The 19,170-nt window shown below is 62.4% G+C and carries 16 protein-coding genes and 2 pseudogenes; 9 read left to right on the top strand and 9 right to left on the bottom strand.

Features of this window, described 5'->3' with window-relative positions; translation table 11 throughout:
* Window positions 1-60: 60 nt before the first annotated feature.
* A pseudogene (locus JWR98_RS02265) lies at window positions 61-839 on the bottom strand (IclR family transcriptional regulator).
* Between the two features lie 120 nt (window positions 840-959).
* Between JWR98_RS02265 and hmgA the strand changes: the two are divergent.
* The 4 genes from hmgA to JWR98_RS02245 all read left to right on the top strand — a co-directional run bounded on the left by hmgA (window position 960) and on the right by JWR98_RS02245 (window position 5,653).
* Window positions 960-2,243, top strand: coding sequence for a homogentisate 1,2-dioxygenase (gene hmgA, locus JWR98_RS02260; RefSeq protein ID WP_205489224.1), 1,284 nt, complete (start codon window positions 960-962; stop codon window positions 2,241-2,243).
* Between the two features lie 3 nt (window positions 2,244-2,246).
* Window positions 2,247-3,533, top strand: a complete 1,287-nt coding sequence (fahA, locus tag JWR98_RS02255; RefSeq protein WP_205489223.1) for a fumarylacetoacetase — start codon at window positions 2,247-2,249, stop codon at window positions 3,531-3,533.
* 11 nt (window positions 3,534-3,544) lie between these two features.
* Window positions 3,545-4,180, top strand: coding sequence for a maleylacetoacetate isomerase (maiA, locus tag JWR98_RS02250; protein WP_078731684.1), 636 nt, complete (start codon window positions 3,545-3,547; stop codon window positions 4,178-4,180).
* A 105-nt stretch (window positions 4,181-4,285) separates the two neighbouring features.
* On the top strand, window positions 4,286-5,653 hold the full coding sequence (locus JWR98_RS02245) for an MFS transporter (RefSeq protein WP_078731685.1): 1,368 nt from the start codon (window positions 4,286-4,288) through the stop codon (window positions 5,651-5,653).
* Here the strand turns inward: JWR98_RS02245 and JWR98_RS02240 are convergent.
* Complete coding sequence (locus JWR98_RS02240; RefSeq protein ID WP_078731686.1) at window positions 5,650-6,453, bottom strand: SirB1 family protein; 804 nt, start codon at window positions 6,451-6,453, stop codon at window positions 5,650-5,652. The two genes, JWR98_RS02245 and JWR98_RS02240, sit on opposite strands and share 4 nt — an antisense overlap.
* 188 nt (window positions 6,454-6,641) lie before the next feature.
* Here JWR98_RS02240 and JWR98_RS02235 point away from each other — a divergent pair, with 188 nt between their 5' ends.
* Complete coding sequence (locus tag JWR98_RS02235; RefSeq protein ID WP_078731687.1) at window positions 6,642-7,661, top strand: Glu/Leu/Phe/Val dehydrogenase family protein; 1,020 nt, start codon at window positions 6,642-6,644, stop codon at window positions 7,659-7,661.
* Between the two features lie 55 nt (window positions 7,662-7,716).
* Here JWR98_RS02235 and JWR98_RS02230 read toward each other — a convergent pair whose 3' ends face one another.
* Window positions 7,717-7,977: a YebG family protein gene (locus tag JWR98_RS02230; protein ID WP_003171979.1), complete on the bottom strand. Its 261-nt coding sequence runs from the start codon at window positions 7,975-7,977 to the stop codon at window positions 7,717-7,719.
* A 435-nt stretch (window positions 7,978-8,412) separates the two neighbouring features.
* Between JWR98_RS02230 and JWR98_RS02225 the strand changes: the two genes are divergently transcribed.
* Window positions 8,413-8,901: a phosphate-starvation-inducible protein PsiE gene (locus JWR98_RS02225; protein WP_003171980.1), complete on the top strand. Its 489-nt coding sequence runs from the start codon at window positions 8,413-8,415 to the stop codon at window positions 8,899-8,901.
* On the opposite strand, the gene JWR98_RS02220 is transcribed toward JWR98_RS02225, so the two are convergent.
* Together JWR98_RS02220 and JWR98_RS02215 are read right to left on the bottom strand one after the other, a co-directional pair.
* On the bottom strand, window positions 8,898-9,215 hold the full coding sequence (locus JWR98_RS02220; RefSeq protein ID WP_003171981.1) for a DUF3509 domain-containing protein: 318 nt from the start codon (window positions 9,213-9,215) through the stop codon (window positions 8,898-8,900). The two genes, JWR98_RS02225 and JWR98_RS02220, sit on opposite strands and share 4 nt — an antisense overlap.
* 315 nt (window positions 9,216-9,530) lie before the next feature.
* Complete coding sequence (locus JWR98_RS02215) at window positions 9,531-10,907, bottom strand: L-serine ammonia-lyase (protein ID WP_078731697.1); 1,377 nt, start codon at window positions 10,905-10,907, stop codon at window positions 9,531-9,533.
* Between the two features lie 137 nt (window positions 10,908-11,044).
* Between JWR98_RS02215 and JWR98_RS02210 the strand changes: the two genes are divergently transcribed.
* Together JWR98_RS02210 and JWR98_RS02205 are read left to right on the top strand one after the other, a co-directional pair.
* Window positions 11,045-11,992 carry a LysR substrate-binding domain-containing protein gene (locus JWR98_RS02210; RefSeq protein WP_205489222.1) on the top strand — a complete coding sequence of 316 codons (948 nt, stop codon included), beginning with the start codon at window positions 11,045-11,047 and terminating at the stop codon, window positions 11,990-11,992.
* 212 nt (window positions 11,993-12,204) lie between these two features.
* Window positions 12,205-12,615, top strand: coding sequence for an HPF/RaiA family ribosome-associated protein (locus JWR98_RS02205; protein WP_003171985.1), 411 nt, complete (start codon window positions 12,205-12,207; stop codon window positions 12,613-12,615).
* Between the two features lie 50 nt (window positions 12,616-12,665).
* On the opposite strand, the gene JWR98_RS02200 is transcribed toward JWR98_RS02205, so the two are convergent.
* Window positions 12,666-14,177: an MFS transporter gene (locus JWR98_RS02200; RefSeq protein WP_205489221.1), complete on the bottom strand. Its 1,512-nt coding sequence runs from the start codon at window positions 14,175-14,177 to the stop codon at window positions 12,666-12,668.
* Window positions 14,178-14,281: 104 nt separating this feature from the next.
* Between JWR98_RS02200 and JWR98_RS02195 the strand changes: the two are divergent.
* Window positions 14,282-15,153, top strand: a pseudogene (locus tag JWR98_RS02195) (LysR family transcriptional regulator).
* Here the strand turns inward: JWR98_RS02195 and fecA are convergent.
* The 3 genes from fecA to JWR98_RS02180 all read right to left on the bottom strand — a co-directional run bounded on the left by fecA (window position 15,154) and on the right by JWR98_RS02180 (window position 19,011).
* On the bottom strand, window positions 15,154-17,493 hold the full coding sequence (gene fecA, locus JWR98_RS02190) for a TonB-dependent Fe(3+) dicitrate receptor FecA (protein ID WP_205489220.1): 2,340 nt from the start codon (window positions 17,491-17,493) through the stop codon (window positions 15,154-15,156).
* A 91-nt stretch (window positions 17,494-17,584) separates the two neighbouring features.
* Window positions 17,585-18,526, bottom strand: coding sequence for a FecR domain-containing protein (locus tag JWR98_RS02185; RefSeq protein WP_205489219.1), 942 nt, complete (start codon window positions 18,524-18,526; stop codon window positions 17,585-17,587).
* The gene (locus JWR98_RS02180; RefSeq protein WP_205489218.1) at window positions 18,523-19,011 is read right to left on the bottom strand and encodes a sigma-70 family RNA polymerase sigma factor; all 489 of its coding nucleotides are present in this window, start codon (window positions 19,009-19,011) and stop codon (window positions 18,523-18,525) included. Before JWR98_RS02180 ends, JWR98_RS02185 begins: the two co-directional genes overlap by 4 nt.
* Window positions 19,012-19,170: the final 159 nt, after the last annotated feature.

Below are 19,170 nucleotides of genomic sequence, written 5' to 3'. Positions count from 1 at the left end.
CGCCAATCCACGCCCTGGAAAACCGTCTGGCCGTCGCCCTGACGCAGTGGCACGACTGATTCAGGGCTGATAGCCCATGCGCCAACTCACGGCCCGGGTCGCCGTCAGCAAGCGCTGCGCCGCCGGGCATCTTCGTCGGCGTGGAACAGCGAGGTGGGGCCGACCACGGTCATCACCGCCGCAACGTGCCCGACGGCGTTGAACACCGGCGCCGACAACGCATCCACGCCCGGCATCAGTAACCCATGCACAAAGTGCAGGCCACGGCTGCGGATCTGTGCACAGGTGGCGGCGTAGGCCTCATCGTCCGCCAGCGCATGGGCGATGCCCGCCTGGACCTCACGCTCGCGCAACTCCACGGTTTCCCGCGACGGCAGGAAGGCGCTGAACACCAGCCCGGTGGACGAACTGAGCAGCGGCAGCACCGACCCCAACTGCGTCACCACCGTGACCGCGCGCACCGCCGGTTCGATGTGTACCACCGTCGCACCCTGGTTGCCCCAGACCGCCAGAAAGCAGGTTTCATTCAACTCGTCGCGCAGCTCGGCCAGGGGCAGGGCGCCGACTTTCAGCACGTCCATGCTGCCCAGTGCGGCCAAGCCTACCCTGAGCGCCTCGCGGCCCAGGCCGTAATGGTTGGTGGCGGTGTTCTGTTCGGCGAACCCCGAGGCGATTAACGCCTGCAGGTAGCGGTGCACTTTGCTTGCCGGCATCTGCACATGTTCAGCCAGGCGCGACAGCGAAGTGGCCGGTGACAATTCGGCCAGGGCCTTGAGGATATCGGTGCCCACTTCGGCCGAGCGGACTTTTTGTTTGCCGGTGTCGCGGGGCTTTTCCATGGAGGGGCGAGAATCCGAGAGATGAATGGGCGTCTTTATAGCTTGACGGTCGATAGCGATCAAATTACGTTAAACGTAACTGGATTACGATAAAAACAACTTGCACACAGAGGACGCTCCATGAACCTCGAATACCTGTCGGGCTTCGGCAATGAATTCGCCAGCGAAGCCCTGCCCGGCGCCTTGCCGGTCGGCCAGAATTCCCCGCAAAAAGCGCCCTACGGGCTGTACACCGAACTGTTCTCCGGCACCGCGTTTACCATGGCGCGCAGCGAAGCCCGGCGTACCTGGCTGTACCGTATCCAGCCGTCGGCCAACCACCCGGCGTTCGTCAAAATCGAGCGGCAATTGGCCGGTGGGCCGTTGGGGGCGGTGACACCTAACCGACTGCGTTGGAACCCGCTGGACATGCCGAGCGAGCCGACCGACTTTATCGATGGCCTCGTCGGCATGGTTGCCAATTCGGCTTCGGAAAAACCCTCAGGCGTCAGCATTTATCACTACCGCGCCAACCGTTCGATGGAGCGCGTGTTCTTCAACGCCGATGGCGAGTGGTTGATTGTCCCGCAGCAAGGTCGCCTGCGCATCGCCACCGAACTGGGTGTGCTGGACCTGGAGCCGTTGGAAATCGTCGTGCTGCCGCGCGGGCTCAAATTCCGCGTCGAACTGCTGGATGCGCAAGCGCGCGGTTATGTCGCCGAAAACCATGGCGCCCCGTTGCGCCTGCCGGACCTGGGCCCCATCGGCAGCAATGGCCTGGCCAACCCGCGCGACTTCCTCACGCCGGTCGCCCATTACGAGGACCTGAAACAGCCTACGACCCTGGTACAGAAATTCCTCGGCGAGTTGTGGGCCTGCGAGCTGGATCATTCGCCGCTCAATGTGGTCGCCTGGCACGGCAATAACGTGCCGTACAAATACGACCTGCGTCGTTTCAACACGATCGGCACGGTGAGCTTCGATCACCCGGACCCGTCGATCTTCACCGTACTGACCTCGCCGACCAGCACCCACGGCCTGGCCAACCTTGATTTCGTGATCTTCCCACCACGCTGGATGGTGGCCGAGAACACCTTCCGGCCACCGTGGTTCCACCGCAACCTGATGAACGAATACATGGGTCTGATCCAGGGCGCCTACGATGCCAAGGCCGAAGGCTTCCTGCCCGGCGGCGCGTCGTTGCACTGTTGCATGAGCGCCCACGGCCCGGATGGCGAGACCTGCACCAAGGCCATCAACGTCGAGCTGGCGCCGCACAAGATCGATAACACCATGGCCTTCATGTTCGAGACCAGCCAAGTGCTGCGTCCGACCCAGTTCGCCCTGGACTGTCCGCAACTGCAACCTGCCTATGACGCGTGCTGGTCCGCGCTGCCCGTCACCTTCAACCCGAACCGGAGATAACCCATGACGCAACAGACGCTAGCCCGCAGCTGGGTGGCTTCGGCCAACGGTCACCAAGATTTCCCGCTGCAAAACCTGCCGCTGGGTATCTTCAGCATCAACGGCTCGGCGCCGCGCAGTGGCGTGGCGATTGGCGATTGCATCTTCGACCTGCTGGCGGCTCTGGACCTGTTTGACGGCGAGGCCCGCCGCGCCGTTGAAGCGACCGCCGGTGGCCAGTTGAACGCCTTCTTCGAACTGGGCCGTGGCCCGCGCGTGGCCTTGCGTGAACGCCTGCTGCAATTGCTGGCCGAGGGCAGTCCGTTACAAGCCCGAGAGGCGCAGGTGCTGCACCGCGCCGCCGACTGCCAGATGCACGTGCCGGCGCGGATCAACGACTACACCGATTTCTACGTCGGCATCGAACACGCGCAGAACGTCGGCAAGCTGTTCCGCCCCGACAACCCGTTGCTGCCCAACTACAAATACGTACCGATTGGCTACCACGGCCGCGCGTCGACCATTCGCGCGTCGGGCGCCCAGGTGCGTCGCCCAAAAGGCCAGACACTGCCCGCCGGCCAGGCCGAACCGACCTTCGGCCCGTGTGCGCGTCTGGATTACGAATTGGAACTGGGGATCTGGATCGGCCAGGGCAATGCCATGGGCGACTCGATTGCCATTGGCGACGCGGCCGAGCATATCGCCGGGTTCTGCCTGCTCAATGACTGGTCGGCACGCGATATCCAGGCCTGGGAATACCAGCCGCTGGGGCCGTTTTTGTCGAAAAGCTTCATCACCACCCTCTCGCCCTGGGTGGTCACGGCCGAAGCGCTGGAGCCGTTCCGCAAGGCCCAGCCGGCGCGTCCCGAGGGCGACCCGCAACCGCTGCCATACCTGCTGGACAAACGTGACCAGGCCAACGGCGCGCTGGATATCGAGCTGGAAGTACTGCTGACCACCGCTGCCATGCGCGAACAGAACCTGCCGGCCCATCGCCTGGCCCTGAGCAACAGCCTGCATATGTACTGGACCGTTGCGCAGTTGGTGGCGCACCACAGCGTCAACGGCTGCCAGTTGCAGGCCGGTGACCTGTTCGGCTCCGGCACCTTGTCCGGGCCGCAGGACGGGCAGTTCGGCAGCCTGCTGGAAATGACCGAAGGCGGTAAGAAGGTCATTGAATTGCCGTCCGGCGAAGTGCGCAGGTTCCTTGAAGATGGCGACGAAATCATCCTGCGCGCCCGCTGCGCGCGTGAAGGGTTTGCCTCCATCGGCTTCGGCGAATGCCGGGGTACCGTGGTTGCGGCACGTTAAGAGGGCCGGTGATGGAACTCTATACTTACTACCGTTCCACCGCGTCATACCGGGTGCGTATTGCGCTGGCGCTCAAGGGCCTGGATTTCACGGCGGTGCCGGTGAACTTGCTGGTACCGGCCGGCGGTGCCAACCGCCAGCCGGAGTACCTGGCCATCAACCCGCAAGGCCGTGTGCCGGCTTTGCGTCTCGATGAGGGCGAGTTGCTGATCCAGTCGTCGGCGATCATTGAATACCTGGACGAACGTTATCCACAGGTGCCGTTGCTGTCCAAGGACCTGGCTACCCGTGCTCATGAGCGCGCGGTGGCGGCAATCATTGGCTGTGACATTCACCCGTTGCACAACTCCAGCACCCAGAACCTGCTGCGCCAGTGGGGGCATGATGAGGCGAAGGTGCTGGAGTGGATCAGCCATTGGATCAGCCAGGGGCTGGGCGCGGTGGAGCAGTTGATTGGCGACACAGGGTTTTGCTTTGGCGAACAGCCGGGGCTGGCGGATGCGTTCCTGATGCCGCAGCTGTACGCGGCGCAGCGCTTCAAGGTGCCGTTGGCGGCGTATCCGCGTATTGGGCGGGTGGCGGAGTTGGCGGCGCAGTATCCGGCGTTCATCCAGGCGCACCCCGCCAACCAACCGGACACCCCATAACGCTCAAGGCTTGCACTGAACAAAATGTGGGAGAGAGCAAGTCGCGGCGCCCCTACCGCATTGGATTTTCGCCACCTACCCATAAAAATAAACAGGTACCTTGCGATGCACACTCAGATTGCCAGTTTTCGCGCGGCACTCGACGCCCGTCCGGTGTCGCGCTATCAGTGGTTGATCCTCCTGTTGCTGGCGTTGCTGCTGGTGACCGATGGCTATGATGCCCAGGTGCTGGGCTATGTGGTGCCTGCGCTGGCCAAGGACTGGGGCCTGGAAAAAGCCGCGTTCGGTCCGGTGTTCAGCGCCAACCTGTTGGGGCTTACCTTGGGCTCGCTGCTGGTGACACCCCTGGCCGACCGGTTTGGTGTGCGGCGTATCCTGCTGGGCTGTGTGTTGATCTACGCCAGCCTTACTGTGCTGATGGTGTTCGCCCACTCGCTGACTTCGCTGATGGCCGCTCGATTTATCTGTGGCATTGGCATGGGCGGCGCGATGCCCAGTGCCATGGCATTGATGTCGGATTATTCGCCGCCGCGCCTGCGCACCTTGATGGTTACCCTGGCGGCGTGCGGGTTCTCATTCGGTGGCGCGGCGGGTGGGTTTGTGGCGGCGGGATTTATCGACCGCTTTGGTTGGCAGGCGGTATTCCTGGCGGGCGGCGTTACACCGTTACTGTTGTTTCCGTTCCTGGCGTGGCTGCTGCCCGAGTCTTTGCCGCGTCTGTTGCGCGACGCACCGCCGTATCTGCGATTGCGCAAAGTCACTTCGCGCCTGTTGCCCGATTGGCAGCCGCCACTGGCGAGCGCGGCACAAAACACGTCGGGGCTGGGCAGCAAGCTGACGGTGGTGGAGCTGTTTCGCAACGGCTATGCACGCCCGACCTTGCTTATCTGGTCGACATTCTTTGTCAGCCTGATCCTGCTGTATTTCATGATCAGCTGGCTGCCGTCACTGTTGCTCGAAAGCGGCCTGGCACTCAATGAAGCCAACCTGGTGACCTCAATGTTTCTGTTCGCCGGCACCCTGGGTGCGATCGGCATGGCCTGGTTTGCCGACCGCCTCAAAAGCAAGGTGCGGCTGTTGTCCGGCGTGTTGGCGGCAGCGGCGGTGTGTACGATCCTGCTGGGGCTGAACCACGACAATCCGCACTATCTGGTGGCCTGCGTATTCGCTGCAGGCTTCTGCATCATCGGTGGGCAGTTGACCCTTAATGCCTTCGCCAGCAATTTCTACCCGGCGCACGTGCGTGCCACCGGCACGGGGTGGGCATTGGGTGTGGGCCGCTTCGGCTCAATCCTGGGGCCGTTGTTCGGCAGTCTCTTGCTGGCGATGCATATCCCGGTGCAGCAGATTTTCTTTTTCTGTGCGATTCCGGCGGTCATTGCCGCGCTGCTGATCATCCAAGTGCGCTCGCCGGTGGCCGAGGTGCCGAAGTCGCCGTTGCCCGGTGATATCCTCAGGGCGCCACAGGCCTAATGCACCACTGAATTGGGCGGTAAGTGCCCCAGCCGTTCGGTCAGGCGCAGGCGCTGGATCGGGTCTTCGCTGAGCAACAGCGCGTGTTCCAGGTCGAAACGTTCGGCGTTGGGGCAGTCCAGGCGTTGGTACAGGCTGGCACGCGCCAGGTAATCGGCGGCGTTGGCGCTGCCCAGTTCCAGCACGCGTTCGGCGTCGATCAGGGCGGCCAATGGGTTGTCGTTGGACAGGTGCAGTTGGCGCAGGTTACGTGACAGCCGTTGCAGGATCGCACGCGGTTCGGCCGTCAGCACATGCTCGGCCTGCAACTTGAGGTGAGGGCCGTATTGGCGCTGCAGCAGCTCGCGGCAATCGTTAGGGTAAAGGCGCCTGCCGCCGCAAGGGTCCAGCAGGTGATCGGCGCCGGGCACCCGCAGCAGGAAATGCCCAGGGAAATTCACGCCGACCATGGGGATGTCCAGGCGTCTCGCCAGCTCCATGGCAATCAACCCCATGGCCAGGGGTTGCCCGCGTTTGCGTTGCAGCACTTTGTCGAGCAGGGCGGCGGCGGGGCGCAGCGGGGTGAAATCATCCTGGGCGAACCCGAGGTCATTCATCCGCCGCAGCAACGGTTGGCCCAGCTCATCCGCCGGCAACAGCGGCATGCCCAGGCTGACCTGCTGCTGCAACAAGGCCAATTGCTGCAGGATCACCTGCGGTTGCACGGCCGGGTCGTGCTCGGCGGCGATCCAGAGCGCGGCTTCAAACAGCGCCGGTGGCGAGCGTTGCAGACAGGCGAAAAAGGCTTGGCGGGACTTCATTGCGTTCTCCGACAGATGCCCTCGTTTTATCCTTGCTGGGAATATTCGTCCAGTACTGTACGTAATATCCCACTTACTTATGTCGCAAGCCCCACAAAATCTGTCGGCTTATTCCTGCGCACTTCGAGCAGTTTTCCGCCGCAAGCCTATACTTGGGCCACTACCAGAAGTGATTCGGGAGCTTGACGATGTTTGCGCTCATGCACAGCTCCCGCCTTGAATCGCTGCACCTGAGCATCGATCCGGTTACCGGGCTCAAGGCGGTCATCGCCATTCACAACAGCCGCCTGGGGCCTGCCTTGGGCGGCTGTCGCTATATTGCCTACCCCGACGACGACAGCGCCGTGGCCGATGCCGCGCGCCTGGCGCAGGGCATGAGCTACAAGGCGGCCCTGGCCGGGTTGCCGGTGGGCGGTGGCACCGCGGTGATCCTGCGCCCGCCCCATGTGGAAAGCCGCGCGGCGTTGTTTGAAGCCTTCGGGCGTTGTGTCGAGCAACTCAATGGCCGCTACATCACCGCCATCGACAGCGGCACCTCGGTGGCCGACATGGATTGCATCGCCCAGCACACCCGCTTCGTCACCAGCACCACCGCCGCCGGCGACCCATCGCCCCATGCGGCGATGGGCGTGTTCGCCGGCATCCGTACCACCGCCATGGCGCGCCTGGGCAGCGACAACCTAGAGGGCCTGCGCGTGGCAATCCAGGGCCTGGGCAACGTCGGATACGCCCTGGCCGAACAACTGCACGCCGCCGGTGCCGAACTGCTGGTCAGCGACATCGACCACGGCAAGGTGCAACTGGCCATGGAACAACTGGGCGCGCACCCCATCGCCAACGACGCCTTGCTCAGCACCCCCTGTGACATCCTCGCGCCCTGCGGCCTGGGCGCGGTGTTCAATCGCACCAGCGTCGGCCAACTGCGCTGCGCCGCCGTGGCCGGTTCCGCCAGCGCACAACTGACCAACCTGCAAGTGGCCGACCAACTGGAAGGTCGCGGCATCCTCTACGCCCCGGACTATGTGATCAACTCCGGTGGCCTGATCTACGTCGCGCTCAAACACAGCGGCGCCGAACTGCCGACCATCACCGCGCACCTGTCCAACATCGGCAAGCGCCTTACCGAAATCTACGCCCACGCCCAAGCCGAAAAGCGCTCCCCCGCACGGGTCGCGGACGAACTCGCCGAGCGCCTGCTCTACCAATGAGCAGGCATTAAAAAGGCCCTGGATCCAGTGATTCAGGGCCTGTTCAATTCTGGCTTTATTCCGCCGCTGCGTTGAGCAACTCGGACAACGCGTCCGGCTGGCTCTTGAACGCCTTGGCAAATACATCGCGATTTTTCGCCATGTAGATCCCCGCTTCCTCCACCTGCTGCTCGCTCAGGGACGGCACGGCTTTTTGCAACACTTCTGCCAGCAACTCAGCGAGTTCAAGCATCTTGTCATGACGGTCAGCTTCGGCTTTATCCATGAACAAACGCTCCAGATCTCGGCTGCTGCGGTATACCACTTCGACGGCCATTCACCACCTCACATGCCTTCACGATAGTTGTCTTTTGCTACTACTGTATCGATATACAGCTAAAAGGATATGCCAAACGCCGGGGTTTGATAGTAGGTTTTTAATGTAGTTGGGAAATGGGGTTTGCTACACCGGAAATTTCTCATATCGCTGGGCTTTATTGTGGTGAGCGAGCTTGCTCGCGCCGGGCTACGCAGCAGCCCCAATTCAGGCGAAGGTGTTTTTCCAGAGAGATCACGTTGGCAGGGTTTGGGGGCGCTTCGCACCCCAGCGGGAGCAAGCTCGCTCACCACAGGTTAGGCGTTGGTGTTGATCAATCTGTGCCTCATGTCACCCCGCCATCATCTTATACCCGCCTCTGGCCTTTTTTCTGCATGCAGAACCGTCACGTCCAACCCGCATTATCCGGTCGAACCGACCTAAGGAAGCACCTTCGTGAAAATCAACTGGGCCGAAAAGCTGCGTCAGCAAGTTCATGGGCTGGCCGAGTCGCTGGGCAATCTGTTTGTGGAGACGTTCCACTACCTGGCGCTGTTCGCCATTGGTGCGGTGACCGCCTGGGCGGCGGTGATGGAATTTTTGGGGATGCTGGAGAACGGGCACATCAAGATCGATGACATCTTGCTGCTGTTCATCTACCTGGAATTGGGTGCGATGGTCGGGATTTATTTCAAGACCAACCACATGCCGGTGCGCTTCCTGATCTACGTGGCGATTACGGCGCTGACGCGCTTGCTGATCTCCAACGTGTCGCACCACAACCCGCCGGACCTGGGCATCATCTACCTGTGTGGCGGCATTCTGCTGCTGGCCTTCGCGATCCTGGTGGTGCGCTATGCGTCGTCGTCGTTTCCATCGGTGAAGGTCGAAGGCCCGCGTCGCAAGGGTGAGGCGAGCCTGGAGACCGAGAAGGGCGAGCTTTAAAGCCCGACGCTGAAGGGCAGGGGACGGCTGGGTGGCCGTTGCAACAGTTTGTGACTGTCGCCATCGGTCATCACCGCCAGGATCTCCATGGCGCTGTGGCCCTGCTCGATGGCGATGCCGAACTGGATGCTCTGCACCAGGCGTTTGAGCCGTTGCGGGTCTTTGCGTTGTTCGGCGCTGATCATGCGCTTGGCCACCACGCCGGTCTCATCGGAGAGGGTGAGCATGATGCTGCCGTCGAGCCGTTGAATGCTCAGGTTGACCCGGTATTTTGGGCTGAAGGTGTCCGTGATGATCTGAAAAGGATTGTCCATGGTGCGTTACCGCCTGATAAGAACATGCAGTCATTGACGACCGGTGTCGGGATTAGTTCGCGTTGCCTGACCACTGGCCAAAGTCCGTCTCCCTCAGAAGCTCTACAGCAAGGGGCGTGCCGTACAGCGATCCGCCTGGCGATGAGCACTCAATGTGGGAGGAGGCTTGCTCCCGATAACGGTGTATCAGCAATGAATATTGGCCTGTGCGACCGCAATCGGGAGCAAGCCCCCTCCCACATGGGGGCTGCGTTGTGACGAAGGCCGGTGGGCTATTTCAGGGCAACACGAAAAAAACGATCGCAGACAGCGCAGTCAGCACTCCACCCAGCTGACCGCCAGGCCGCCCCGTGACGTTTCTTTGTATTTGTCATGCATATCGGCGCCGGTGTCGCGCATGGTGCGGATCACCCGGTCGAGGGAAATGAAGTGTTTGCCGTCGCCGCGCAGGGCCATTTGTGTGGCGTTGATCGCCTTGACCGCCGCGATGGCGTTGCGCTCGATGCACGGCACCTGCACCAGGCCGCCGACCGGGTCGCAGGTCAGGCCGAGGTTGTGCTCCAGGCCGATTTCGGCGGCGTTTTCCAGTTGCTCGGGCGTGGCGCCGAGGATCTGCGCCAGCCCGGCGGCGGCCATGGCGCAGGCCGAACCGACTTCGCCCTGGCAGCCCACTTCGGCGCCGGAGATGGAGGCGTTTTTCTTGCACAAAATGCCAACGGCGGCTGCGGCCAGGAAGAAATTGACCACATCGTCGTCGCACGCGTCGGCGTTGAACTTCATGTAGTAATGCAGCACCGCCGGGATGATCCCTGCCGCGCCATTGGTCGGCGCGGTGACCATGCGTCCGCCGGCGGCGTTCTCTTCGTTGACGGCGAGGGCGAACAGGTTGACCCATTCCATGGCCGACAAGGTCGAGGTGATGACATTGGGTTTGCCGATTTCCAACAGGCTGCGGTGCAATTTCGCCGCGCGCCGTGGTACATCCAGGCCGCCGGGCAAGATGCCTTCATCGCGCAGGCCTTGCTCCACGCATTCGCGCATCACCGACCAAATATGCAGCAGGCCGCTGCGGATGTCCTCCTCGCTGCGCCAGGCGCGTTCGTTGGCCATCATCAGTTCGCAAACGCGCAGGCCGTGTTTGTTGCACAGTGCCAGCAGTTCCACGGCACTGGAAAAGTCGTAGGGCAACTCGACATCGCTGGTCGGCGCGATACCCGACGCGGCTTCGGCCGCTTCGATGATGAAACCGCCGCCCACCGAGTAGTACGTCTGCTCGCTGAGCAGGCCGCTGTCGTCATAGGCGTGCAGGGACATGGCGTTGGGGTGGTAGGGCAGGCTTTCGTCCAGCAGCAGGAGGTCGGTGTGCCAGTTGAAGGCAATGTTTTGTGTGCCGGCCAGCAACAAGCGGCCGGACTCGCGCAACTGCTGGATGCGTGTGTTGATTGAGGTGGGGTCGACACGGTCCGGCCATTCGCCCATCAGGCCCATCAGACAGGCGCGGTCGGTGGCGTGGCCGACGCCGGTGGCGGATAACGAGCCGTATAGGCGCACTTCGACGCGGACAATATCGCCCAGCACGTGCTGATCGCTCAGGGACTGGGCAAAGGTTGCCGCCGCCCGCATCGGGCCGACGGTATGGGAGCTGGACGGGCCGATGCCCACCTTGAATAGATCAAAAACACTGATAGCCATGCTAAAGCCTTCCAAGCAATGGAGTAGAAATCGCTGCCATTTTTTGTCGAGCGAGCGCAATTGGCGCGATACTGAGCCGCTGGATCGGCGCTGACCAACGAATTATCCTAAGACACCCTTTAGCAGGACTAAACTCTATGACCCGCCCCCTTCATGGTCAGACTTACGTCTGGCTGCACGTGTTTTCCTGCGCGGCGCGGCATTTGTCGTTCACCCGTTGCGCCGAGGAACTGCACATCACGCCGGGGGCGGTGAGCCAGCAAATCCGCCAGTTGGAGGAGCGTTTGGGCTTTCGGTTGTTCCATCGGCGGGCTCGGGGCGTGGAGCTCAGCGCCGAGGGACAACGGCTGGCGGCGACGGTGGGAGAGGCTTACGGCAGCATCGATGCCGAGTTGCAGCGCCTCGATGCGGGCATGATCAGCGGCACCTTGCGCCTGCGTTCGATCCCGTCGTTTCTCGGCAAATGGCTCACGCCGCGTTTACCACGCTTGCAGCAACGTTTCCCGGATATCCAGCTGCGCATGGTCGCCGAGGACAGCAGTATTGCCCTGCACGAGGGCGATTTCGACCTGGCCATTGACTTGAACGACGGCAGCTACCCCGGCCTGTTATCCACCGCCCTGCTGGATGAGCAGATTTTCCCCGTGTGTGCACCGAGCCTGCTGCGTGGCCGCCCGCCATTGCATGGCCCGGCTGACCTGGTGCATTTCCCACTGCTGCACGACATTACCGCTTGGCGTGGGAGTTATGAGTACGCCGAGTGGGAGTTTTACCTGAACGCGATCGGCCATCCCGACGCTGACGTGCGCCGCGGCCACACCTTCAACCGTAACCACTTGACCATCGAAGCCGCCATCGCCGGCATGGGGGTGGCAATTGCGCGACGCACCTTGCTGAACGATGAACTGGAGCGCGGCACCTTGATCGTGCCGTTCGGCCTGGCGGTGCCCAACCATAAGCGCTATGTGCTGCTGTATGCGCCGGGCGCGCTGAGTCATCCGGGCGTGCGTGCGGTGCATGACTGGCTGGTGGAGGAAGCGGAGATTTTTCGCGGATTGCATCCCATGGGAGAGGGGCAATTGTAAGGTTCTCGGGGCGTAAGAAGATGTAACTAACTCCCCACCCTAACAGCGTTTTTGCTTGTCGTCAGGCTTAATTTGTAATGTAGGATTTATCTTTGCAAAGGGGTTGAATTGTTTCTGCAGGTGCTCAATTGTGTAATCAAGAGGTCATGGTTTCACCACCCTGGTGTCGCAGTTGTGACCTCTCGCGAGCTAGCTGAAATAAGGGAAGAACTATGCAAATCCAAGTCAATAGCGATAACCATATTGAAAGCAGCATCCGACTGGAGGAGTGGGTACGTACTACCATTGAGAGCACGCTCGAACGTTATGAAGAAGACCTGACCCGTGTGGAGGTCTATCTGCGGGATGAGAACGGCGACAAGCCCGGTCCCCACGATTTAAGTTGCCGCCTGGAAGCGCGGCCAAAAGGCCATCAGCCGCTGTCGGTATCCGCCAAGGGCGATACCCTGGAACAGGCAATTGACAGTGCGGCAACCAAGCTCGAACACGCTTTGGAGCATCTGTTCGGCAGACTGCAAGGCAAGCCTCGCGCTGCCGGGAAAAACCAGCCGATCAACAAAGTGAATGAAGACGCGCTGGAAGAGGAATTTCTGGAAAACGAAAACGCTGTGATCAACGGCTGATCGATTTTTAACCTCCCTACAAACGGGCCTGCAGATGCAGGCGTTTTCGTTCAGCGACCGCCTCGGAAAAAGTACCGGCTCAACACTGCCAGGCCGCCAGCTCCCACCCCTGCAAACAACATCGCCCAACCGGCGCCATGCCGCAGTGCCGCCCGGGCCTCGTTGAAGGTCAGCCCCACCGAATCCAGGTTGCCGGCGGCAATGCTTTGGCTGATGGCCGGCCAATCCATGGCGGTGCTGTCGGGTAACACTGCCGCCAGTTGATGGCTGATCCCCAGCAATAGCACCAGGCCCATCAATGCGATGTTAAGTGCCAAGGTAATCAGCCGCGCACTGAGGTCGATACCCGAGGCCATGCCGGCGCGATCCGCCGACACCGAACCGGTGGTGGTGTTGGTGGTGGGCGAATTGGTCAGCGCCAGGCCCACGCCGGCGATCACGCAACTGAGCAGCACCAGGCCGATACTCGGCTGTTCGACCCCATTGGCTGCCGCCATGGTCAAAAAGCCCGCGCCCATCGCGCCCAGCCCCAGGGGAATGATGCGTTCAGCGCCATAGCGCAAGGCCAGGCGCTCGGCCAATGGCGGTATCAGCAAGGTGGGCAAGGTGTAGGCGAGCAGGGCGCCGCCGGTGGTCATCGTGTCGTAGCCCAGGCCCGCCTGGAAGTACAGCGGCAGGTAGATCATGAACGGCCAGAAGCTGAAGTTCATGCCGATCGAACCCATCAACGCACCGTTGAAGCGCCGGATGCGAAACACCGAAAAATCGAACATGGGGTGCGCGCTGCGCCGCTCGATACAAATGAACAACAGGAATCCAACCAGCGCCAAACCCGCCCAGGCGAGCATGGCCGGTGTGTCGAAGCCGCGCTCGCTGCCTTGGGTGATGAAGTAAACCAAGGCAAACACCGACAGCGTCAACGTGAGCATCCCCGCGATGTCCAGCCGGTGCGCGGCCGGGTCGCGCGACTCCACCACACTGACGCGCAGCAGCACCAGGGTGAACAGGGTCAGTGGCACATGCACCAGAAACACCCAGCGCCAGTCCGCCACCGCCAGGATCAACGCGCCCACCATCGGTCCGAAGCCCAGGCCCACGCCGGCAATCACGCCCCAGATCGCAAACGCCCGTGCCCGTGCCGCCGGTTCGCGGAACAGGTGCGACAGGATGGCGAATTGGCAAATCATCATGGCGCCGCCGCCGATGCCCTGGACGAATCGCGCCGCGATCAGCGTGGCGGTCGAATCGGCCAGCCCGCATGCCAGCGAGGCCAGGGCAAATACCCACAGGCACAGTACCAGCATGCGCCGCCGGCCAAAGCGGTCGGCCAACGTACCTGCCGCCATCAGCACGCTGGTGCAGGCCAGGGTGTAGGCGTTCATGATCCATTGGGCGTCCTGAAAACCAGTGCCCAGTTGTTGCTCCAGGGTGGGCAGGATCACCGGCACGCTGGAGATTTCCAGGCCGAACATCAGGGCCACCAGGCACACGGCGGTGAGGGCGAGATTATTCCTGGCGGTGCTGGGGGCGCGGGTGACCGATAACGTCGTGGCGGGTGGCATGGGATTCTCCTGTCGATAATGGATCGGTTTATTCTCAGGGGAATCTGGTTCTTTATTTGTGATAAGTTTTCCGCTTATAGGGGAACAAAGGGCGACAAATAACCATGGCTACTCCGCGTTTTGATGGCGTTGAGCTCTTTTTGCACATTGTCGAAAGCGGCAACCTGACCGAGGCCGCCGAACGGTTGAACCTCACGCGTTCCGCAGTGGGTAAAGGCTTGGCGCGATTGGAGGCGCGGTTGGGCACGTGCCTGTTGCAGCGCTCCACCCGTCGCCAGCGTTTGACCGAAGACGGGCAGGCTTACTACGAACACTGCCTGCGCGCGCTGGCGGAACTCGAGGCGGCGGAATCCGTGCTGGAGAGCGGTCGGCAACAGCCACGCGGGCGGTTGCGGGTGAGCTTGCCGCTGGCTTTCGGGCACCACTATGCGGCACCCGCGCTGTGGGGCTTGATGGATCGCTATCCCGCCTTGGAGATTGAGATTTGCTTCGCTGACCGGTTGGTGGACCTGGCGCAGGAGGGTTTCGACATCGCCGTACGCATCGGCCCGCTGCCCGACACCGACCGCCTGAGCGCGCGGCGCCTGGGTGAACAGTCGGTATGCCTGGCGGCGCGCCGGCGTATATGCAGCGCGTCGGCCCGATTGAATCCATCGAAGACCTGGCCGCCCATCGCGGCATCGCCTACCGCCACAACACCCCGCACCGTTCCCGCGTGGCTTCGCCGTTGCTGATGGATGATCTGCAGGCGGTGGCCGACGCCGCTATCGCAGGCGTCGGCCTGGCCTGGCTGCCGAGCTGGCTGGTTGCCCACTACGTGCTGCGCGGGCAATTGGAAGCGGTGCTGCCGGGCTACCGCGAGCAGCCGTCACCCATTCATGTGATCTGGCCGACAGCGGCGCATATGCCGGCCAAGACGCGCTGTGCGATCGACGCGTTGGTGGCCGGCACGCCGTCATGCCTGGCGGGTAGTTGATCAGAACGCAACGGACATCTGCACATACACCGTACGCGGTTCCCCCACATACTTACCCTTGTTGTTATCGTCAAACGAGCGCGTGAAGTACTGCGTGTTGAAGATGTTCTTCACCCCCACCGCCACATTCAAGTCCGACAGTTGCGGGCCGAAGTCATAGGCCGCGCGGCTGCTGAACAGCATGTAGCCGGGGATGCGCCCGTTGGCGCCGTCTGCGCTTTCGGCCTGGGTATTGGCGTTGTCGGCGAACTGGCTGCTCTGGTAGCTGCTGTCGAGGTTGAGTTTCCAGCGGCCTTCGGTGTAGCCCACGCCGAGGGTGCCTTTGTGCTTGGAAGAGAAGGGCACGCGGTTGCCTTTGTTCGGGCCGTCTTCGCGGATGGTGGCGTCGACGTAGGCGTAGGTGGCGTACACATCGAAGCCGGCCAGCGCCGGGCTCAGGCCGTCGAGTGCGTAGTTGAGGCTGGTCTCGATGCCCTGGTGGCGGGTTTCGCCACGGGCGATCACCGAGTCGTTGGTCTGGTTGCTTTCGTACTGGTTGTCGAAGTTGATCAGGAACGCGCCGATTTCCGCGCGCAGGCTGCCGTTGTCATAGCGCGTGCCCAGTTCCCAGGTGCGGGCTTTTTCCGGTTTTACCTCGCCGCTGGTCACGCGGTTGGGCATTTGGCTGTACTGCACGCTGCCGAATGAGCCTTCGGTATTGGCGTAGAGGTTCCAGTCGTCGGTCAAGTGATACAGCACGTTCAATGCCGGCAGTGCGGTGTTGTAGTCGCCCTTGTACTTCACGTTGGTGAGGTTGTTGGTCTGCTGGGATTCGATCATCTCGTAGCGAATGCCCGGCGTGAGGGTCCACTTGCCGATGTCGATCCGGTCGTCGATGAAGAACGCATTGGCTTCGGTGCCGCCACGGGTGTCGCGGTCGTTGCGGCTGTCGGTGCTTGGGATTTGCTGGTTGTTGGCTGAAATGGGCGTGCGGTAGCGCAGTTCGTGGCCGGCTTCGTTGATGTACCGGTAGCCCACGCCGACTTCATGGCTGGTCGGGCCCAGGTCGAAGCCCTGGGCGAAACGGGTTTCCAGGCCGCGTACCCAATACTCGCGCGGCGACAGCGACAGGAACGTGCCCTGGTCCAGGTAGCCGCTGCGCAGGGTCTTGGTGAAGAAACTGTTGACGGTGAACTCGCGCCGGTCCTGCTCATAGCGATAGCCGACGTTGAACATCGTACGGCGGCCCCAGAATTTGTCGTAGGGGCGGGTGGACTGGTACGGGTCGGCCTTGTAGTCCGCCACGTTCAAACCGCCGGGCATATCCGCCTGGCCTTCGTAGTACTGTGCCATGGCGTTGAAGCTGTTGGCGTCGTCGAGCTGGTATTTGCCCTTGAGGATCAGGTCGTCGATGTGTGTATCGCTGCGTTCACGCCAATCGCCGCCCCGGGTGCCGGAGTACAGAATCGCGCCGCCCAGGCCGTTGTCGGCCGTGCCGCCGGCCAACAGGTTGCCGGTAGTCTTGAAACCGTCGTGGCTGGAGGAGGGGCTGGTTTCGGTCTGCAAGCCGCCTTTGACGGTGGGCGCGTCCGGGATTGCACGGGTCACGAAGTTGACCACGCCGCCGACGTTCTGCGGACCATAGCGCACCGCGCCGCCACCGCGCACCACGTCCACCGCGTCCATGTTGCCCATGCTGATCGGCGCGAAGGACAGTTGCGGCTGACCATAGGGTGCGAAGGGCACCGGGATGCCGTCCATCAGCACCGTGGAGCGCGATGCCAGGCGCGGGTTGAGACCGCGAATGCCGAAGTTCAGCGCCATGTCGTGGCTGCCGGTGCCATTGTTGTCCGGCGCGTTGACACCGGGGATGCGGTTGAGCACGTCCTTGGCCTGGGTGGCGCCTTGGCGTTCGAATGCCTCGCGGCGGATCACGTCACGGGCGCCGGGGTGCTCGAACACGTTGGTTTGCGCCGCATCGCCGAGCCAGTCGCCGACCACGCTGGAGGTTGCCAGCTCGACGCTCGCCGGTGCATTCGAAGGTTGCAGGCTGAAGGCGTTGTCACCTTCGGGGCGGGCTTGCAGGCCGCTGCCTTCCAGCAGTTTTTGCAGGCCTTCGGCGGCGCTGTAATTGCCGGACAAACCACGGCTCTGCAGGCCGGCCGTGACGTCGGAACCGAAGGAAATCAGCACGCCGGCTTCGCGGCCAAACTGGTTCAGCGCGGCCTCAAGCGAGGTCGGGGCGATGTGATAAGGCTTGGCGTCGGCCGCCATTGCGCAGGGCAGTAGCGTGAAACTGAGGCTGGCGCCCAGTAATAATTGGCGCAAGGTGCGGGCGATGAGGGTCGGCTGCTGGGGCATGAAGGGCGGTCCTGAGAAGGAAGGATCAAGGTGGCTTTCCTTCTCTGTCACGCGAGGCTGGGAAAACGGCTCATCGTTTTTTCAAATTAATTCAGGCGCGTGCCTGGACGGTCACCCAGTAGCGGGTAAAGCGCCGCACTTTCACCGGCAGGCTGACCTCCAGCAGGTCGAGAATGCGTTCGCTGTTATCCAGCGGGTAGCTGCCGGAGATCAGCAGGTCGGCCACCTGCGGGTCGCAATTGAGCTGGCCGCGTCGATAACGGCCCAACTCGTCGAGCAAGTCTTCCAGGCGCATATGCGCGGCCACCAGCATGCCGTCGGCCCAGGCGCCGCTGTTGGCGTCGGTGGAGCGCGGCGTGTCCCAGCCTTTAGCGGTGAAATTGACCTGGCGCCTGGCCTCCACCCTGAGCGGCGGGCCGCTGTAGTGGTTGGGCATCACCTCGACCTGCCCGGCGAGTACCGCCAGTTGGGTGTGGTCATTGAACTGGCGCACATTCAGGCGCGCCGCCTGGCTGGTGAGCAGGCCCTGGCCCGTGAGCACCTGCAGCGGCGCGTTACCGACGATGCCGCTGAGCATGATCTCGCCTTCGAGCAGTCGGATCAGGCGCTGGCGGCCGTCGAAATGCACATCCACCGCACTGCCGGTATTGAGCTGCAACTGGCTGCCGTCGGCCAATTGCACCTTGCGCCGCTGGCCCACCGGGCTGCGGTAGTCGGCGCTCAGCGGTGGCAGGATAGGTTGCTGGCGCAGGCCCCAGGCCGCGGCCGAACCGGCGCCGAGGATGAGCAGCAGCTTGAGCGCCTGACGCCGGCTGGTGGCGGTCGGCGCATTCAAGGCGGCATGGGCGAGGGGCGAGGGCATGCCGCGCAGACGTTGGTTGACGTGCTGGATATGGTCCCAGGCGCGCTGGTGTTCGCTGTGGGCATTCAGCCAGCGCTGCCAGGCTGCGTGCTGGCGCGGGTTGAGTGCGCCTTGCTGCGTTTCCATCAGCCAGCGCACGGCTTGTTCGGCGACCTGGTTCGAGACATTCATAGGGCGAAGTAGCAGCGCAGGGCGGCTTTATGCAGGTGGCGTTTGACCGTGGCGATGGAGATACCCAGTTCGGCGCCGATTTGCGCGTAGGTCAGGCCATCGAGTTGCGCCAGCAGGAAGGCGCGCTTGATCTGGACGGGCAGGCCGTCGAGCAGTTGGTCCAGCTCCACCAGGGTTTGCAGGATGATCGCGCGTTCTTCTTCCGACGGCGCCACGTATTCGGGCATCTGCGCCAGGGCGTCGAGGTAGGCGCGTTCCAGGTCCTGGCGACGGTAGAAGTTGTACAGCACGCGCTTGGCGATTGTGGTGAGGAACGCGCGCGGCTCGATCAACGTGGGGACTTCGCGGGCAGTGAGCACGCGGATGAAGGTGTCTTGCGCCAGGTCGGCGGCACTTTCCGGGCAGCCGAGTTTGCGTCGCAACCAGCCGGTGAGCCAGTGGTGATGGTCGTTGTACAGGACTTCGACGGTGTTGGACGGGCTCAACAGGAACACTCCACAAGCCTCGACAAGCTCTAGAGAACAAGAATTGTTCTCATTGTAGGGTGCCGGACCAGGTTCGGCAATCTGCTTGGCGGGGTGCTTCATCCGTTCTGTTTTGCTTGTGAGAATATTTATCATTAATATTGCGCACTGATCACCCTG

This window comes from Pseudomonas lactucae, assembly GCF_016937615.1.
Classification (GTDB): domain Bacteria; phylum Pseudomonadota; class Gammaproteobacteria; order Pseudomonadales; family Pseudomonadaceae; genus Aquipseudomonas; species Aquipseudomonas lactucae.
This window is presented reverse-complemented; position numbering and strand designations above follow the sequence as displayed.

Coding starts and splice junctions, on each gene's coding strand:
- JWR98_RS02245 (WP_078731685.1), top strand. CDS start 4,286: ATGCACACTCAGATTGCCAGTTTTCGCGCGGCACTCGACGCCCGTCCG.
- hmgA (WP_205489224.1), top strand. CDS start 960: ATGAACCTCGAATACCTGTCGGGCTTCGGCAATGAATTCGCCAGCGAA.
- JWR98_RS02230 (WP_003171979.1), bottom strand. CDS start 7,977: ATGGCCGTCGAAGTGGTATACCGCAGCAGCCGAGATCTGGAGCGTTTG.
- JWR98_RS02235 (WP_078731687.1), top strand. CDS start 6,642: ATGTTTGCGCTCATGCACAGCTCCCGCCTTGAATCGCTGCACCTGAGC.
- JWR98_RS02240 (WP_078731686.1), bottom strand. CDS start 6,453: ATGAAGTCCCGCCAAGCCTTTTTCGCCTGTCTGCAACGCTCGCCACCG.
- JWR98_RS02215 (WP_078731697.1), bottom strand. CDS start 10,907: ATGGCTATCAGTGTTTTTGATCTATTCAAGGTGGGCATCGGCCCGTCC.
- JWR98_RS02205 (WP_003171985.1), top strand. CDS start 12,205: ATGCAAATCCAAGTCAATAGCGATAACCATATTGAAAGCAGCATCCGA.
- JWR98_RS02185 (WP_205489219.1), bottom strand. CDS start 18,526: ATGAATGTCTCGAACCAGGTCGCCGAACAAGCCGTGCGCTGGCTGATG.
- JWR98_RS02200 (WP_205489221.1), bottom strand. CDS start 14,177: ATGCCACCCGCCACGACGTTATCGGTCACCCGCGCCCCCAGCACCGCC.
- fecA (WP_205489220.1), bottom strand. CDS start 17,493: ATGCCCCAGCAGCCGACCCTCATCGCCCGCACCTTGCGCCAATTATTA.
- fahA (WP_205489223.1), top strand. CDS start 2,247: ATGACGCAACAGACGCTAGCCCGCAGCTGGGTGGCTTCGGCCAACGGT.
- JWR98_RS02210 (WP_205489222.1), top strand. CDS start 11,045: ATGACCCGCCCCCTTCATGGTCAGACTTACGTCTGGCTGCACGTGTTT.
- JWR98_RS02220 (WP_003171981.1), bottom strand. CDS start 9,215: ATGGACAATCCTTTTCAGATCATCACGGACACCTTCAGCCCAAAATAC.
- maiA (WP_078731684.1), top strand. CDS start 3,545: ATGGAACTCTATACTTACTACCGTTCCACCGCGTCATACCGGGTGCGT.